Origin of the sequence: Shewanella sp. MTB7 (assembly GCF_027571385.1) — a bacterium.
Taxonomy (GTDB): Bacteria; Pseudomonadota; Gammaproteobacteria; order Enterobacterales; family Shewanellaceae; genus Shewanella.
Genome location: NZ_CP085636.1, coordinates 259,556 through 274,960, shown reverse-complemented (window position 1 = coordinate 274,960; position 15,405 = coordinate 259,556). Strand labels below are relative to the sequence as shown.

Annotated in this window: 15 protein-coding genes; 5 read left to right on the top strand and 10 right to left on the bottom strand. The window is 42.2% G+C overall.

The window, feature by feature from the left end; all coding sequences use genetic code 11:
• The first annotated feature begins 59 nt into the window (after nucleotides 1–59).
• Nucleotides 60–1,238, top strand: a complete 1,179-nt coding sequence (locus tag HWQ47_RS01245; RefSeq protein WP_269969398.1) for a diaminopropionate ammonia-lyase — start codon at nucleotides 60–62, stop codon at nucleotides 1,236–1,238.
• 169 nt (nucleotides 1,239–1,407) lie between these two features.
• Complete coding sequence (locus HWQ47_RS01240; RefSeq protein ID WP_269971631.1) at nucleotides 1,408–2,349, top strand: YeiH family protein; 942 nt, start codon at nucleotides 1,408–1,410, stop codon at nucleotides 2,347–2,349.
• Between the two features lie 111 nt (nucleotides 2,350–2,460).
• On the opposite strand, the gene HWQ47_RS01235 is transcribed toward HWQ47_RS01240, so the two are convergent.
• The 8 genes from HWQ47_RS01235 to HWQ47_RS01200 form a co-directional block, all read right to left on the bottom strand.
• A complete protein-coding gene (locus HWQ47_RS01235; RefSeq protein WP_269969397.1) occupies nucleotides 2,461–2,643 on the bottom strand; it encodes a hypothetical protein in 183 nt (60 codons plus the stop codon).
• A gap of 137 nt (nucleotides 2,644–2,780) precedes the next feature.
• Nucleotides 2,781–3,440 carry a paraquat-inducible protein A gene (locus HWQ47_RS01230; protein ID WP_269969396.1) on the bottom strand — a complete coding sequence of 220 codons (660 nt, stop codon included), beginning with the start codon at nucleotides 3,438–3,440 and terminating at the stop codon, nucleotides 2,781–2,783.
• Between the two features lie 122 nt (nucleotides 3,441–3,562).
• Nucleotides 3,563–4,741, bottom strand: a complete 1,179-nt coding sequence (locus HWQ47_RS01225; protein WP_269969395.1) for an HD-GYP domain-containing protein — start codon at nucleotides 4,739–4,741, stop codon at nucleotides 3,563–3,565.
• Nucleotides 4,742–4,967: 226 nt separating this feature from the next.
• A complete protein-coding gene (locus HWQ47_RS01220; RefSeq protein ID WP_269969394.1) occupies nucleotides 4,968–5,192 on the bottom strand; it encodes a hypothetical protein in 225 nt (74 codons plus the stop codon).
• 2 nt (nucleotides 5,193–5,194) lie between these two features.
• Nucleotides 5,195–5,932, bottom strand: a complete 738-nt coding sequence (locus tag HWQ47_RS01215; RefSeq protein WP_269971630.1) for a DNA-binding protein — start codon at nucleotides 5,930–5,932, stop codon at nucleotides 5,195–5,197.
• Between the two features lie 45 nt (nucleotides 5,933–5,977).
• Nucleotides 5,978–6,523 carry a core component of ECF transporter gene (locus HWQ47_RS01210; protein WP_269969393.1) on the bottom strand — a complete coding sequence of 182 codons (546 nt, stop codon included), beginning with the start codon at nucleotides 6,521–6,523 and terminating at the stop codon, nucleotides 5,978–5,980.
• Nucleotides 6,524–6,560: 37 nt separating this feature from the next.
• The gene (locus tag HWQ47_RS01205) at nucleotides 6,561–7,244 is read right to left on the bottom strand and encodes an energy-coupling factor transporter transmembrane component T (RefSeq protein ID WP_269969392.1); all 684 of its coding nucleotides are present in this window, start codon (nucleotides 7,242–7,244) and stop codon (nucleotides 6,561–6,563) included.
• A gap of 13 nt (nucleotides 7,245–7,257) precedes the next feature.
• Complete coding sequence (locus tag HWQ47_RS01200; protein ID WP_269969391.1) at nucleotides 7,258–8,604, bottom strand: ATP-binding cassette domain-containing protein; 1,347 nt, start codon at nucleotides 8,602–8,604, stop codon at nucleotides 7,258–7,260.
• A 390-nt stretch (nucleotides 8,605–8,994) separates the two neighbouring features.
• Between HWQ47_RS01200 and HWQ47_RS01195 the strand changes: the two genes are divergently transcribed.
• The gene (locus tag HWQ47_RS01195) at nucleotides 8,995–10,353 is read left to right on the top strand and encodes an isochorismate synthase (protein ID WP_269969390.1); all 1,359 of its coding nucleotides are present in this window, start codon (nucleotides 8,995–8,997) and stop codon (nucleotides 10,351–10,353) included.
• Here HWQ47_RS01195 and HWQ47_RS01190 read toward each other — a convergent pair.
• Entirely contained in the window at nucleotides 10,350–11,084 is a 735-nt protein-coding gene (locus HWQ47_RS01190) for a substrate-binding periplasmic protein (RefSeq protein ID WP_442802088.1), read from the bottom strand. The genes HWQ47_RS01195 and HWQ47_RS01190 overlap by 4 nt on opposite strands.
• A 257-nt stretch (nucleotides 11,085–11,341) precedes the next feature.
• Between HWQ47_RS01190 and HWQ47_RS01185 the strand changes: the two genes are divergently transcribed.
• Both HWQ47_RS01185 and HWQ47_RS01180 read left to right on the top strand, forming a co-directional pair.
• Nucleotides 11,342–12,013, top strand: coding sequence for a 7-cyano-7-deazaguanine/7-aminomethyl-7-deazaguanine transporter (locus HWQ47_RS01185; protein ID WP_269969388.1), 672 nt, complete (start codon nucleotides 11,342–11,344; stop codon nucleotides 12,011–12,013).
• A gap of 192 nt (nucleotides 12,014–12,205) precedes the next feature.
• On the top strand, nucleotides 12,206–12,697 hold the full coding sequence (locus HWQ47_RS01180; protein ID WP_269969387.1) for a GNAT family N-acetyltransferase: 492 nt from the start codon (nucleotides 12,206–12,208) through the stop codon (nucleotides 12,695–12,697).
• 573 nt (nucleotides 12,698–13,270) lie between these two features.
• Here the strand turns inward: HWQ47_RS01180 and HWQ47_RS01175 are convergent.
• A complete protein-coding gene (locus tag HWQ47_RS01175; RefSeq protein WP_269969386.1) occupies nucleotides 13,271–15,388 on the bottom strand; it encodes a sensor histidine kinase in 2,118 nt (705 codons plus the stop codon).
• Between the last annotated feature and the right edge of the window lie 17 nt (nucleotides 15,389–15,405).

The window sequence follows — 15,405 nt, the reverse complement described above, 5'->3', positions numbered from 1 at the left end:
TCCAACATTAAATGGAAATGGCCAGTCGTCCTCTTTGTTCACAATTTATAGTGGTTACCATGCTAAAGCTGACTCAAAATGAATTCTTTAACGGCGAAACTTCTGATCTGTTTACAGCTCAAGTCGCTGAACAAACACGTCAATTCCATCAGCAGATTGAAGCTTACCAACCAACACCGCTGATCTCTTTAGAACAGCTAGCAGCACGCCTAGGCGTTAAAGCTATTCTGGTAAAGGATGAATCTTATCGTTTCGGCCTAAACGCCTTTAAAGTACTCGGAGGCTCATACGCTTTAGGAAAACAACTAGCTGAACACTTAGATGTAGATATCAGCGAAATTGACATGAAAACTGTTGCAGCCAAACTAAGCCAACCGCTAGTTTTTGCTACCGCAACAGCGGGTAACCATGGTACAGGCGTCGCTTGGGCTGCACGTGAAATGGGCCAGAAAGCCGTCGTTTACATGCCAAAGGGATCATCTCAAGCCAGCGTTGAGCGCATTAGAAATCTAGGCGCAGAGTGCATTGTCACTGATTGTAATTATGACGATACCGTTCGTTTCGCGAACAAAACTGCTGAAGAAAATAGCTGGATGTTAGTACAAGATACCGCTTGGGAAGGTTATGAGAAGATCCCAACTTGGATATCTCAGGGTTATATGACCATGGCTGTCGAAGCCCAAGAGCAAGCTGATGCGATGGGTCTTAAACCAACTCACCTAATGCTACAAGCAGGGGTTGGTGCGATGGCTGGCGGTCTTCTTGGTTACTTTGCCGATAAGTTAGGTGCTACTAATTTCAGTACTATTATCGCAGAGCCAAGCAAAGCAGATTGCATCTACCGTTCTGGCGAAAAGGGCAAAATGGTTGCAGTTACTGGCAGTTTGAATTCAATCATGGCAGGTTTGGCGTGTGGCGAACCTAACCCTATCACTTGGCCTATCCTTAAGCAGTGCAGCCGTTTCTTCGCCTCAGTTGATGACCAAGTGACAGCAACGGGTATGCGTATTCTTGGTAACCCGCTAGCTGGCGACACTAAAATCATCAGCGGTGAGTCAGGCGCGTTAACCTTAGGCCTACTGTACATGATAGCTGGCCGTGAAGAGTTCACCCAGCAAAGAGAACTTTTGGGATTAAACCAAGATTCTGTTGTTATGCTATTTAGCACTGAGGGTGATACTAACCCAATACGTTATAGACAGATTGTTTGGGAAGGAATGCTAAACACTGCGAGTTAATTTATTTCCATCACCTAAAAAACCGCCTAACCGCGGTTTTTTTTATTTGAGTCTTCAATAGAGATTAAATAATATTTAACCTCTAACTAAAATGAATTGAATTTAATAAACCCATTATCTCTCTATAATGATGGCATCATTGCCTAACCTATGGCCTCTTTACGCCAAAATGAATTCACTTTCTAACCAGAGACAAAGAAACCACATCCTGCTCTTTGTTGCGATTGGCACACTCTGCCTGTTACCTCAAGTGTCTTCACCGATCGCCTTAGTGTTGGGCTTTACGTTAGCAAGTCTAGGCCTAGTTCCCACCAATATTGATCTTGGGAGCTTAACAAAAAAACTCTTATCCTATTCGATTATTGGGCTTGGCTTCGGTATCCAGCTACAAACCGCAATAACGGTAAGCTTAGATAACTTGCCACTCATTTTAGGATCGATCATCTTCACCTTAGTGTTAGGATTTTTGCTCACTAAAGCACTTAAATTCGATACCAAAACCGGTCACCTTATTTCAGTCGGTACAGCAATATGCGGCGGCAGTGCTATCGCGGCAGTATCGCCAGCTATCAATGCAAAAAGCGATCAAATCGCTATCGCATTAGCCACTATATTTATCCTAAACTCAATCGCCCTTTTCCTGTTTCCGGCTTTGGGGCATCTGCTGTCAATGAGCCAATATGATTTTGGTGTCTGGAGTGCCATTGCAATACATGATACTTCTTCCGTCGTCGGCGCAGCATCAGCCTATGGTGAAGAGGCATTGGTTACAGCAACAACCATCAAATTAGCTCGCGCACTATGGATCATTCCTATCGCGCTCATCAGCGCCATTCTTTTTGGCGGGGATAAGAAACGTATCACCATTCCTTACTTCATCGGCTTCTACTGTTTGGCCATAGCTATAGCTTATTTTCTGCCACAGGGACAGCCCGCCTATGAGGTTATATTTGGCCTCTCTAAACGCGCCTTGGTTCTGTGCTTGTTTTTAATCGGAGCGGGGATCACAGTGAAAAAAATGCGCGCAGCCGGGATAAAACCACTCGCGTTAGGCGTCATGCTCTGGTTAGCAATTGGCATTAGTTCTCTGCTTTATATTTTGTATCTGTAATTTTGCGATTTTGTGATTCTGTGAGTAGAGGAAAAGCTGGATCCTGAAACCAGTTCAGGATGACGTGATTAGAGATCAGGGTGGTGAAACTAGAGATGAAACTGGGGTCATTCAATCATTAGAGCCAGACACCTTCTGCTGTGACTGTGACTCTGGCTTAGATTTCATTGCCAGAACTATCCAGAGCAAACAGCCAAAGGCAACAAGATCGATAAGAGCACGAGTTAATCCGCTAGTAAGCAGAGAAGCGACAACGAATACAGTACAAGATAAAACAATTAACCACTTCTTCATGTCAGCCCTCCAGCAGCACTATTAGAAGGGCTTATTATTTCTTATATATGGGTTACTTCACAAATACTCATTTTTAATAACAAATAGCTATAACAGCTAAGGGGGTGCTTTAATTAGATCTCAACAATATAAGGGTCTCATACCTCTTCTGATCTAGCCTGTATAAGCTCAGGTTCTTCCATTCTTGTCTTAACTAGATAGGTACTAAAGATAGAGAATAGGCAGTAACCAGTGAAATAGTAAAAACCGACTTCAAAATTCGCGGTGGTTTTAAGCAGTTCCCCCATTCCCGCAGAGGCATTACCAGCCATATAGGTCACAATAAGCGCAACCACAAAAACATCGGCCATCGACCACTTACTTATCAGCGCAGTAAAACGGATGATTTTTTGTCGAAAGGATACCGTGATAGGCAGCTGCTGCAGCAACATCAAACTGAGTTTTAACACAGGAATAATAATGCTGAATAGCATTACTAAAGTGGCAACAGGTGCATTTCCTGACGTAAACAGCTCCTCCACTGTTCCCCAGATACTGCGTGTCTTCTGAAAGACCTCGACTTCACCCTTAATATCATTGAGCCCTAGCATGTCACTGAACATGGAGAGCATGCCCATAGTGCTGCCATTAGCTGAGTTATCTCCCAAGCTAGTTGCCAATTGGTCAATGCCCGCTTTAGTCAGCTCAGACTTCTCAATGGTTCCACTAATGCTCAAGATAGGTTGAGTCACACCAGGGATCAATAATGCAAGAGAGATGAGTAAGATGATGATGGTAAAAATGCGATTTTTTGACAAAAGAAAGACCTGAAGGGGACCCAAATGAGAGTAAATGATACCAATTTTCGGCTCAAAAGACGAAAATCCTCAGAAAAAGATAAGACTGCCTCTTAAAAATGACTAGCAACAAGTCCTATTTGTTAATAAAACGGAGTGCAATCCACCTCTAGGCTACAGGGTGATACACCCCGTTCGATATGAGCCTCACTCTCAAGCAGATCGACGAAAATAACAGCAAGATAGCGTTTTTGTTTCAATGAATAAAAGCATTTAAGTATTGGATGTAAGGCATCCCTTCCTTTGGCATACCACACAATTCCAATACGTCCATCAGAGAGCTCCACCAACGAACCGACAGGGTAGACACCGACACAACGAATAAATTGGTAGACCAAGGCTTCATCAAGATGAAAAGGGGTTAAACGGAGTAGTATTTTAAACGCAGAAGCCGGGCTCATAGAATCCTTGTAACAGCGTTTTGCGGTCAAAGCATCAAAAATATCAACGATACAACTCATACGTCCGTGGATAGGAAGCTCATCACCCTTTAAACCATTGGGATAGCCACTACCGTCGAGCTTTTCATGATGCATAAGACAGACATCTTTACTGATTTTAGACATACCCACTGTCTTATCCATAATCTCTACAGCAAAATTTTGATGCAATTTCATATGTTCGAACTCTTGCTGGGTTAGTTTTCCTGGTTTATGCAGCACACTATCGTCAACCTGAGTCTTACCGACATCGTGTAAGATCCCCCCCACAGCCATCTCTTTAAGCCGTTCTTTATCAAAACTAAGATATTGTCCAAAGGTAATTAATAAAAAAGCCACATTAACAGAATGTTCGAGCAGATAAGCATCCTTGTTTCTTAACGCCGACACACACTTGAGTGCATCTGAGTCGAGCAATGCCGATTTGATCATATTATCGGCAAACTCTTCAAAAGGACCAATTTCAATCGCTTTACCTTCGAAGGTTTCAGACAAGACTTTAGCCAATAGATCTTTAGCTTCAGTAATAAGCTTTTTAGCTTTTTGTTGCAATGCATCTCTTGAAGGTGGAGGCTTCTTTACTGTCGGGGGTGGTAATCTTGTCTTGTTAAATCCACAAGAGTCACAAGAGCGATCAATATCAACCCACACATGTTTAATGCCATTATTAAGCAGCTTTTTAATCGATTCATTATCTTTTATTTGACCTGCATTTGTGATGGCTACTTGTCCATCATTATCAATGGAAGCGACAAACATTCCAACTTTCAATTTTGATACAGCAAACTTAACATGGGCCCTAGACTCTACCAACCTCACCATATATAAAACTCTCCAAATAAGATAAAAATCAGCAAGCACTTATTGATATATTTATGTGGCTTACTTTCTTTAACATTTGCTTAGAAGATTACATACTATCTAGGTTAAACCAATTAATAAACTAAAATATCAGTTAAAATCAAAACATAACCCTTTATTTACAATAGATAAAAGCGATTCGCGTCAAGATCATGCATTTTAACATTGGATTATTTCTTTGGCTTCCTTATGTGGGGCTTATTTTTAAGCACTCCATACCGTCGACGAGCCAACGTCTATTCATGCAGTTATAACAAGAGATAAGCGTATCATCGATCTGCTCATCTTCATCATCGGGCATAAAGAAACGACACTCATTGGCAGAATCCCGCGATGCAGGCTCATTGTCGACACCAAACTTAAATTGAAATATCCCAGCATCAAACTCAAAATTACTCTTCACAGTGTCCATTATTAATAGGCCTTCAGGTGCTTTTTTAGTGCATTGCACCAACGCTGTTCATGTCGGTAAACCAACAAGGCAAACTGATGACGACAATAGACAGCTTTTATCTTTTGGCTCAAATGCACTGTCTCATTCAAATCCAATACCTCCCCCTCTAAGTTGATAACAATATCCATCCCGGTTTGCTTAAGTAGATCGCCAACACTTAAGTCTATCCCCGCTTCACACTCCTCTTGACCTAAATTAATCTGACCTTTAACCCGACCATCCTGCCCATATAAACGTAAACCAAGTCCAGCAAGTGCACCTATCACTCCTTGGCCAGTTCCGCCGTGTTCACTCAAATCAACACCGAGTCGCTCAGCTAATTCATAAGCTTGCTCTTTAGTCTTCACCTCTTTTTTGGTGGCTAAACCAAACTCAATCAAGGCATGACGATCAAACTCACAGTCCAAAGCTATAATTGCCAACCCCGGATCTGAAGCCGGTGCACTTTGTGCCAGTAGATGAGTGACCGCAATCTGCTTTATCTCATCGAGAGAAGCTCGGCTCTGCAATTGAAAACACATGGCACTGTTGTGAGACGTGTAGGGAATATCCGGATGGACAAACAACTGATGTCGGGTCACCCAACACCGCTGCTCTTTATGCTCAGACAGTAGGCAGGCAATCTCTTCAGCAATCTCTCCGGTGCCTTTAGTGCCAATATCATCTGTATCATCGATACAGATCAACCAAGATTTCAGTGGAGCTATAGTCATCTTTTGTTCCTAGGAAACGGCTAATAAGTTCTATTTTATTTCTTCATTAAATAGAAGGTCATGTGCTCTTAAACGATTCAATACAGGCGGTACCATCAGGGCTGCCAGAAGAGTGAAAGCGCCCCCTCTAAGCATACTCAATCCAAATTGTACTAAGGCCACTTGTATGGTCATCCCCATTAATAGGTTTTCTACCCACACCTTCGCAGCCCAAGCAAAACACCCCACTAAACCAACAACAACACAGCGCAACTTTAACGTCAGCAAGCCAGAAAACAGCATCATACTCAGATCCATCGCTAACGCGGGTAAGCCAAACTTAAGCAAGATTAACGGTCCGCCTTTGCCCACGCTCAACATCATGGCGACTAATCCGGATAAAAAGCCACAAGCGGTAATGCTGCCTACGCGGCCAACCACCCCATAGCAAATAAGGTAGAAAAAAGTCATTAGAAACATGGAATGTCCAGCGATACCTAGCTTAAGGCGTAACATGCTCTTTAATGCCACCAGTAGCGTGGCGCAAAAGCCAATAAAAAGTGCATCTTGTAAACTAAAATTGAAAACTTTACGCATAACATTCTTCTTTGATTAATAGAGTCGCTAGGTATTTCTAACGCCAATGAGTGGGTTTCTTATGTTTGCCAAAATGACGTAATTGAGCGGCCATCGCAGTTTGTTTAGATAACTTGAGTAACTGAATAAGCAGAGGGAAAATCACACAATGGATCAATTCAGACCAGTTTCTTGGATCTTTCAAAGCCTTTGGAGTAATACGCGCCCCACGTAAACATTGGATTTGGTATATCTCACGGATCTCTCGCGTCATAGTGGGCAATAAACTTAATGATGCTGCGATCACAAAGGCCCACTTAACCGGCAATATCCAAGCCAATACCTCTGCTATTTTTTCCGGTAGACAGGTGACTGACAGCCACCAGCCAGGAATAAATGCCATTAACACCCTAAGCACCACAGTTGCACCTTCAACCAGCTGCTCTTTGCCATGCATTAGGTAATACAGACTTAATGTGATCACCAGCTGAGCGAAAAAGACACGCCCTATCACCCAAAAATCGCCACGGCGATAGACCCCGTGAATAATCAACGCGAGATTGCAGATAATGAGGCCAAGCAGATACTCTTCTGCGATAAAAAAGGCACCACTGGACAGCACAAGCGCTAAGATAAGTGCAGCGCCAGTCCAACCAATACCTTTGCTACTCTTTATGTCAGTTTCAGCCCCACTAACATTGTTAACTGAGTGACGGAAATGCCTACCTCCTCTAACTTTCATCAGTCACATCCACCTAAGCTGACCATAGATTTTGCTTTGGGCTATCACTGCATAAAACACCATCAGAGATCTGCCAGTGACGTGTTACCGGTAGTGCTAGCATCTGCCTGTGGCAGCTTAATAAAATGGCACACCCATCCCGACTTAACTGAGTAAGCAGATGCCATACTCGATTAAGATATTCACCATCGAGCCCAGCGAAAGGATCATCGAGCAACAAGACTTTAGGTTTTAGTGAAGCTAAAGATGCTAAAGCCACCATATGTTGCTGACCATAAGATAGCGTGTGTGGAGAGTGATCTTTAAGATGCAACAGTCCCAACTCATCCAGCAGTTGTTCAGCCCAGAGCAGAGGAAGAACAAAGCGTTTGAGACTGAATCGAACCTCTTCTATAACACTACTTTCAAATAACTGCCGATTAGGACGTTGTAACAAAAGCCCTAGATCTGCTCCGAAAACACCTAGCTTTGCTTGCTTACCCAACACAGTTAAAGGGAGCTCGTTGATATCAGATTGGATACCAGCAAGGCTCTTTAAAAAACTGCTCTTACCTGTACCATTATCACCAATCAAAGAGACGATCTCACCACTGTAAAGATTCAATTGATGCAAACTTTTAAACAACGGATCTTGATTGATAAATCTAAATTCAAACGGTTCAATTTGCATCACACTGATATCAAGTCGCACAGGTCCCGCTTGAATATTATCAATACAGACAGGTGGCGAACACCCAGCAACTAACGCTCCCTCTTTGATATAGTAGAAGTGGTCGACAATCTGACTAAATGCCTTTGGGTTATGATCCACCAGCACGATTGCAACGCCATCCTCTTTAAGTTGTGACAAGACTAACAAGAGTTCTTCAACACCAGTATTATCAAGCTGAGCCCAAGGTTCATCGAGCAGTAAAATATCAGGTTCAGACACCAATTGAGATGCAATCATAACTCTGTATTTCTGACCCAGTGATAGCTGCTCAATTGGCATATCTAAGCTAACGAACAAACCCACCCTTCTTAATGCTGATTGCACCTTAGTCCGCATAAGTTCAGTAGCAACACATAAATTTTCCAGTGCAAAAGCGATCTCGGCGCCAACACTCTGACGGATAAACTGCACATTTGGATCTTGCATCACAAGCCCCAAAACTAGGTTGTCGTCAATATGTAATTCACCTTCACATGGTCGTGATAAGGCACCCATAATCAACTTAATTAAGGTAGATTTACCTGAACCCGTTGGCCCACTAATGCAGTGACACTCTCCCCGATTAACCTGAAAGTTGACATCCTGAAGAATCAACGCCTCATCACATCGATAACGATAACTGACCTGATCTAGCTCAAGTAAACTCATGAATAATAAATCAACCTAAGGTAGTGCATATGTGCAGGTATTGTTCCTTCGCTTCAGGCTGCTCTCAAGCAATAAAAAGCTAAAAACAAACTTAGATCGACTAATTCACATTTTATCTTAGAGATATCAGATATAAGCGGGACAAAATGTCCCGTAAGGAAAAGTGAGCGGACAAAAGTATGCATAGCATACTTTTTAAAAACTTTAGTCTTGAATTTATGGCGAACCTCACAGCTTACTAGGCTGCAACTTGACACTTTTTCTCCTGCACATTACTTTGTGTTAAAGATTATTATTCACAATCTTAATGGTTTGACTATTCTCGATGTTCTTCGAGGCTCTTCCCTAATCATAATCTTCATTTTTTACTGATATGTTTTGGAGTTTTAATTGGCTGTCTACTCGTTGTCACTGGCTGTTTCATCCCTCACTGACACTATAAAACAATTGAAATTTCAAGCACAAAATGATCCTATCATTCAGCTTTCATTGCCGATAAAATCTGTGCCTGCAATTGCCTGGTTAGCGGCTCAACCTTGCTATCCGAGGATCTATTGGAAAGGAAGAGATACCGAAGAGGAGGTCGCCGCGGTAGGTTGCTGTAAAGATTTTTTTTATGCTGATGATATTGATGACAATCAACTTTCTTTTGAATATCAGAAACAACGAGCCCTCTCGAATAACCAAGATATTCGTTACTATGGTGGCGTCGCCTTCGATAGAACCACAGAGTGTTGGCCTGAATTTGGTCGAGCACACTTTGTCCTGCCACGTATTGAGCTAAGACGCGATGGTAATGACTACAAGCTACTGGTTAATCTAAATTTTGACAGCGAAAATGCAGAGTCTGAGCGTAACAAAGCCATAGAGAGTTTAGCGGAATTGGCAGCGCCAAAACCTCTCCCTCCACCAAATAAGATCAACTTATTGAGTCGAAGTGATAGACCAAATCGTTACCGTTGGACTGAATTGGTTAATCAAGTCACTCATCAGAAGTTTATTCAAGAGACACCTAAAGTCGTGCTCTCTCGCTTAACCCAGCTCGAGGTGAATCAACCCGTTGATCCATGGATGCTACTTGCTTGTTGGCAGGGACGTAATCAGAATAGTTTTCAATTTGGTTTTCAATTTAGTGCCGACAGTACTTTTATCTCATGCACCCCTGAGCGGCTTTATCGTCGTCGGCAAAGAGAGCTCTTCACTGAAGCCTTAGCAGGCACGACAACTCGAGGTTTAAACCTTGAAGAAGATAGGGTTCTTGCACAGAATTTACTCGAGGATAATAAGAACAGTCACGAGAATCGGCTCGTTAAAGATCATATTGTCGATGCCTTAACACCATTGAGTAGCTACGTCGGTGCCGATAGCACGCCTAAAGTCTTTAAGTTGAGCCATATTCAACATCTGCATCGCTCTATTCGTGCCGAATTAAAACCTGGTATCGATGATTTTCAGGTACTTCAAGCCCTCCATCCTACTCCAGCAGTTGGTGGCTTACCTAGAGAACCTGCAATGAGCTTCATTCGTCAAAGTGAGGGGTATGCCAGAGGTTGGTATGCCGGCGCTTGTGGCTATTTCAATAAACATGAAAGTGAGTTTGCCGTTGCGATCCGCAGTGCACTTATCGAACCTGGTCGTATCAATTTGTTTGCTGGGGCTGGTATTGTCTCAGGATCTGAGGCCGATGCTGAATGGGTAGAGCTTGAAAACAAACTAACGACTATTCTCTCAATACTCACCGAACTTTAAAGTCGATTAGCATTCGGACCGACATATTGGCGAAACAGTAGATCTAACTCTCCACTGTCGATCAACTTTTGCAACTCAATATCAAAATGTTTTTTAAGCCGTTGTCCTTTTGCATTTTCGGCAAATACAAAATAGATCTCTGTCCTAAATACATTTTCTATGATCACAAACTGTCTAGGCTGACTTAAATGAGCCTCCTTAGCCAACATAGTCGGTTTATAATCTAATACCGCGTCAATATGCCCCCTATTAACACGGTCTAGCATCTCCAGTAAACTACTGCTCTCCTCGTAATACATAGGAACATCAATAAACTCATCATAGCGATATTTCAACATGGCTTGTACTTTCTTAAATGAAAGACTCTCGACACCACTCCAACTCTTGGCCATCTCAGGCGTCAACGCGACATCAACGCTATCAACTTCAACCGGCTGATCACTATAAATAGCCTTGGTCTTATCTCCAGCATAAAAACCTAACGCCATGTCAGCTCTTTCATGATTAAGCAGGTATCTCACTCTTGAAAAGGGCGCGATATCTATCTCGACGTCCCAAGTATTTTCGGGGAACACCCGTTTTAAAATGTCGAAATAAAAGCCGGAGCCATCCTCATTGGTGTAACCCAGCCAAGATTCAGTCACTATGTGTATTGTTTGGGGAGCCGCTATTAACTGGAGAGGGAACCAGCTTAAACAAAGGAGGGGAAAAGACTTAATCAGTTTATTCATAAACACACAGATTTTCCGTTTTAAAGATGAGAATGGAATATCGTCACCTTATTTTAGAACAATTTATGACTTTTTGAGCTAAATCTTAGCAATGCTCTTGTTCATAGCCAAAAGATCTCTATAATTCTTCGCCCCTGACGGGACAGTATCGATTTGATTGCAGCCATAGGCATTATGATGTCAGCTAGCTAAGCGATACCTAAATAGCGGGTTCCCTCACCCCGCGATCTTCAACACGTAATTAAAAAGGCCACAAGATGTTAACGTTAACGGCAACACAGATCCGTCGCGCACTATTGCTGCTCGTCGGTTTTCATATTTCAATTATCTGCGCCAGTAACTATCTGGTTCAACTTCCATTCCAGATCTTTGGTCTTCATACCACTTGGGGAGCCTTTAGCTTTCCGTTTGTCTACCTAGCAACCGATCTTACCGTACGGATATTTGGACAAAGCTCAGCGCGGCGCATTATCCTCAAAGCAATGATGCCAGCTCTGCTTATCTCCTATCTGATGGGTGTATTATTTCATCAAGGTAGTTTTCAAGGGCTAGCCTCTTTATCTGAATTCAATACCTTTGTATTTCGTATTGCCTTTGCTAGTTTTGCCGCTTATCTTATCGGCCAGCTAATGGACATCACGGTATTTGCCAAGATACGCAATACCCGCTCTTGGTGGGTAGCCCCTGCAGCATCGACATTAATAGGCAATTTAGTGGATACTCTGGTTTTCTTCGCCATCGCCTTTTATGCATCAACAGACAGCTTTATGGCCGAGCACTGGCCTGAGATTGCCAGTGTAGATTATGGGGTTAAACTGCTCGTTAGCTTAGGCTTATTCCTTCCTGCCTACGGCGTACTGTTAAAAGTGCTCGAACGAAAAATTATTTCACCTTCTCAAACATCAAGTAACGACCGTAACCTAGTTTAATGACAAAGCAGATCCAGCAAGCATTCGTTCCGATTGGTATTAATGCTTGCTGATTAATGACTTATCAAATACCGCCTTTTAAGCAGTTTACTCTTACATTAAAAACTGGACTGACCAGTTGTTTTTATCCTCTATCTTCAACTAAAATAACCCACTTTCCATTTTCTAACCTCGCGAACAGAGAGATTTAAGATGTATCAAGTTGAGATAGAGCAAACTACATTAGCCACCCCTGAACTGCTAAATCATCTTTTTGAGCTTAATCAGGCGATCCCTGAATTTGATAATCCATATTCGCTCGTTGAGTACCAATTACGACTCTCAAACAAACCCATGTTGGCACTCTTTATCAAGGTGGAAGGTGAAGTTGCAGGCTTTAAGTTGGGATATGAACAAACTGACGATAGATTTTATAGTTGGCTAGGTGGGGTTTTGCCCGAATTTAGAGGACTAGGTTTAGCACAGCAACTATTACAAGCTCAAGAGAGCTGGGCAAAGCAACAAGGCTATCAACATATTGAGGTTAAAACCTTGAATCATTTTTCTTCCATGCTCAAAATGCTGATCTCAAACCAATATCAGATAACTGAACTTAAGCAAGATATTGATAATCCATCATTTAATAAAATAAGTTTGCAGAAGTCTCTGACAAGCGAATGTAAAGATCAGCTTAAGAATAAATAAAAACTTGCCACATCAAATAGTAATGATTACTATTCGCATGTGTTCCGAGAACTCTAAATATATAACTGAGCAATAAGCACTTCATCTCTGCCTATTTGTTCACTCCCTGCAGAACCTTGTCGGGATATGTATGAGGAATTTGCAAAACACAGCACTGCTCACACACTCTTATCGCCGAGAATTTTATTTTTCTCGGCATTTTTTTATCTTTTTCCAACAAGCTATCCTTCAGATAAGACTCTTTATAATTAAATTACCTACCAATATAAACATTTAAATTCAAATAGTTAACTTGTAATCAAGCAAATGATACAACTTAATCCTATTGAAATTGAATAAAACAGTTGCAAGCTTAAATGATAATGATTATTATTTGCATGCGTTCCAAGGACTCTAAATACATAACTGAATAAATAAGCACTTCATCTCTGCCTATTTGCTCACTTCCTGCAGAATCTTGTCGGAATATGTATGCTGAGTTTGCAAAGTACGATATTGCTCACACACTCTTATCGCCGAGAATTTTCATTTTCTCGGCATTTTTTTATCTTGTGTTCAATCAATACTTGTTAGCTAGGTTTCGTTAAAATATAAGCCGTTATAGGGGGTGTCGTTCTGATCTTCTTTAGCTTTATGATAAAGACCTACGGTAAATAATGTCCCCTTGCCTACGGTCGAGTTGACCTCTATGGTGCCGCCAATTCGTTTAATAATCCCATAACTAAGCGATAAACCTAACCCCGTACCATCGGCTCGAGTGGTGTAGAAGGGATCGAAAATACGGCTGAGTTGATCCTTTGGAATCCCCTTACCTTCATCTTCCACCTCAATTTTCACACCGATAGGCTCATCATTATGTACCCAGTCATAGGTACGGATCCTAATCCGTCCCTTCTCATCCATTGCATGGGCGGCATTAACAACTAAGTTAATCAGCACCTGCAGTAATTGAGGACGATTAACCTCAATGGGAAAACTGGCATTCAGTTCTTGACTAAGCACCACTTGCTGCTCTTGTATAGAGTGACGTACTAGTACTAGCATCTCCTCTATAATCGGCGTCAATTGATGCATCTCTAAAGGCGCGTTGAATTCACCTGGGCGACTGTATTGCAACAAACTGCGGATAATGGTGCTAATTCGGCCGACCTGTTGAATAACCAACTCAATCTCCTCCTCTACACACTCAGCATTTTCCCCTAGTTCGTATTTCAACAACTCCATATTGCCTAAGATAACCGCTGTTGGATTATTGATCTCGTGAGCAATACCGGCAGTTAATTCTCCCAATGCCGTCAGTTTTTCATTCGTCACTAACTGCTGTCTGGTTTCATTGAGCAGTTCGACGTTATTTTGTAGCTCGACCGTCTTCTCCTGCAGGCTACGAGTACGCTCCTCAACTTTAACTTCAAGTTGCTCTGCTGCGGCCTGAATTTGAGTATTGCGTTTTTGCAGCAGATCCAACATACGATCAAACTGTTCAGCTAGATTAGACAACTCATTATCACGCTCAAGCCCAAGGGATCCGATCCGCACATTTCTCCCCGATTGAACCGCCTTAACCACATGATGAATTCGTTCAATAGGTTGAAGTAAACTGTAAGCTCCCCGATAAACAAGAAGTCCAGAAACCAGCAATACCAACATCAATATAGTGCCTAACTCTATAATATTCAGTAGGTAGTCATGAATAAAGGGCGACTCTGAAAAACCGGTATAGATCATACCGACCCGTTTGCCATTAACATCTTCAAGGGGAGCGTAAGCCGAAATAAACCAATCATCAAACACAAAAGCGCGGTCGACCCATTGCATCCCCTGAGTAAGCACTTTAGATTTAACTTCATCGGATACTAGGCTGCCTAACGCTCTGCCCGCGGTTTCACTACCTTGAGGAAAAAAGCGCAAAGGGACATTGGTACTGATACGGGTATTGTCGAGAAAAATAGTAACAGTGCCGATTGAACGTTCAGGTAATGTTCCCTTGTCGTAAACCAGATCTCGAATATGATCAACAATGCGGATATCACGGTTAAGCAGTATGCCACCATCAAGATACCAAGACACATGACCATCGGCATCAGGAACAGGCAGTAGACTGCGGCTTAGCATGCCCCTCTCCTCCACGCTCTTGTTTGGTTTTTGTGCTCGAGGCGTATCGACAAGAGTGATACTGGCATGGTTAACTAAATCAGGATCGATTCTGATCAAACGTTCTGGAGACAACACCATCAGTCCTGATAAAGGAACCAAGCCACCGACTTTTTGTAGCATTTGACGAAGGTCGGGATCGGCAGAAGCTTCTGACACGCTCACCAAACGCAAAAAATCCAGATTAAGTTGCTCTTTCCGCTCTTCAAGCAAACTATCTATCTGATCTCTGTATTTTTGTTTAGTTCCACTAAACAATCTAAAGTCATGTTGAAACTGCCAGGACTCCATCACGAGTTCTAACTGCTTTTCCTGACTTTTTTGAACAGAGATTAAGGTATTATTAGCGACAGTAAGATCAGCTTTAACCTTCATAAAGAGCTGCTTTCCGGTATAACTGATATTCCAGTAAATGGTGATAAACACCAAACTCACTAGCGTCAACAGTATCGGCAATAAGGTTAGGATAAGAATACGATAACGCACTTTAGCCTGCATCTGCTGCCAATTAATACCAAAAATACGTGGGAAAAAAGACATTTATACCATTCCTATTA

What these genes read in the sequence shown, in the direction of transcription:
- HWQ47_RS01210 (WP_269969393.1), bottom strand. Translation starts at nt 6,523, where the DNA reads ATGCGTAAAGTTTTCAATTTTAGTTTACAAGATGCACTTTTTATTGGC.
- HWQ47_RS01205 (WP_269969392.1), bottom strand. Translation starts at nt 7,244, where the DNA reads ATGAAAGTTAGAGGAGGTAGGCATTTCCGTCACTCAGTTAACAATGTT.
- HWQ47_RS01225 (WP_269969395.1), bottom strand. Translation starts at nt 4,741, where the DNA reads ATGGTGAGGTTGGTAGAGTCTAGGGCCCATGTTAAGTTTGCTGTATCA.
- HWQ47_RS01180 (WP_269969387.1), top strand. Translation starts at nt 12,206, where the DNA reads ATGTATCAAGTTGAGATAGAGCAAACTACATTAGCCACCCCTGAACTG.
- HWQ47_RS01185 (WP_269969388.1), top strand. Translation starts at nt 11,342, where the DNA reads ATGTTAACGTTAACGGCAACACAGATCCGTCGCGCACTATTGCTGCTC.
- HWQ47_RS01235 (WP_269969397.1), bottom strand. Translation starts at nt 2,643, where the DNA reads ATGAAGAAGTGGTTAATTGTTTTATCTTGTACTGTATTCGTTGTCGCT.
- HWQ47_RS01220 (WP_269969394.1), bottom strand. Translation starts at nt 5,192, where the DNA reads ATGGACACTGTGAAGAGTAATTTTGAGTTTGATGCTGGGATATTTCAA.
- HWQ47_RS01240 (WP_269971631.1), top strand. Translation starts at nt 1,408, where the DNA reads ATGAATTCACTTTCTAACCAGAGACAAAGAAACCACATCCTGCTCTTT.
- HWQ47_RS01245 (WP_269969398.1), top strand. Translation starts at nt 60, where the DNA reads ATGCTAAAGCTGACTCAAAATGAATTCTTTAACGGCGAAACTTCTGAT.
- HWQ47_RS01190 (WP_442802088.1), bottom strand. Translation starts at nt 11,084, where the DNA reads ATGAATAAACTGATTAAGTCTTTTCCCCTCCTTTGTTTAAGCTGGTTC.
- HWQ47_RS01200 (WP_269969391.1), bottom strand. Translation starts at nt 8,604, where the DNA reads ATGAGTTTACTTGAGCTAGATCAGGTCAGTTATCGTTATCGATGTGAT.
- HWQ47_RS01175 (WP_269969386.1), bottom strand. Translation starts at nt 15,388, where the DNA reads ATGTCTTTTTTCCCACGTATTTTTGGTATTAATTGGCAGCAGATGCAG.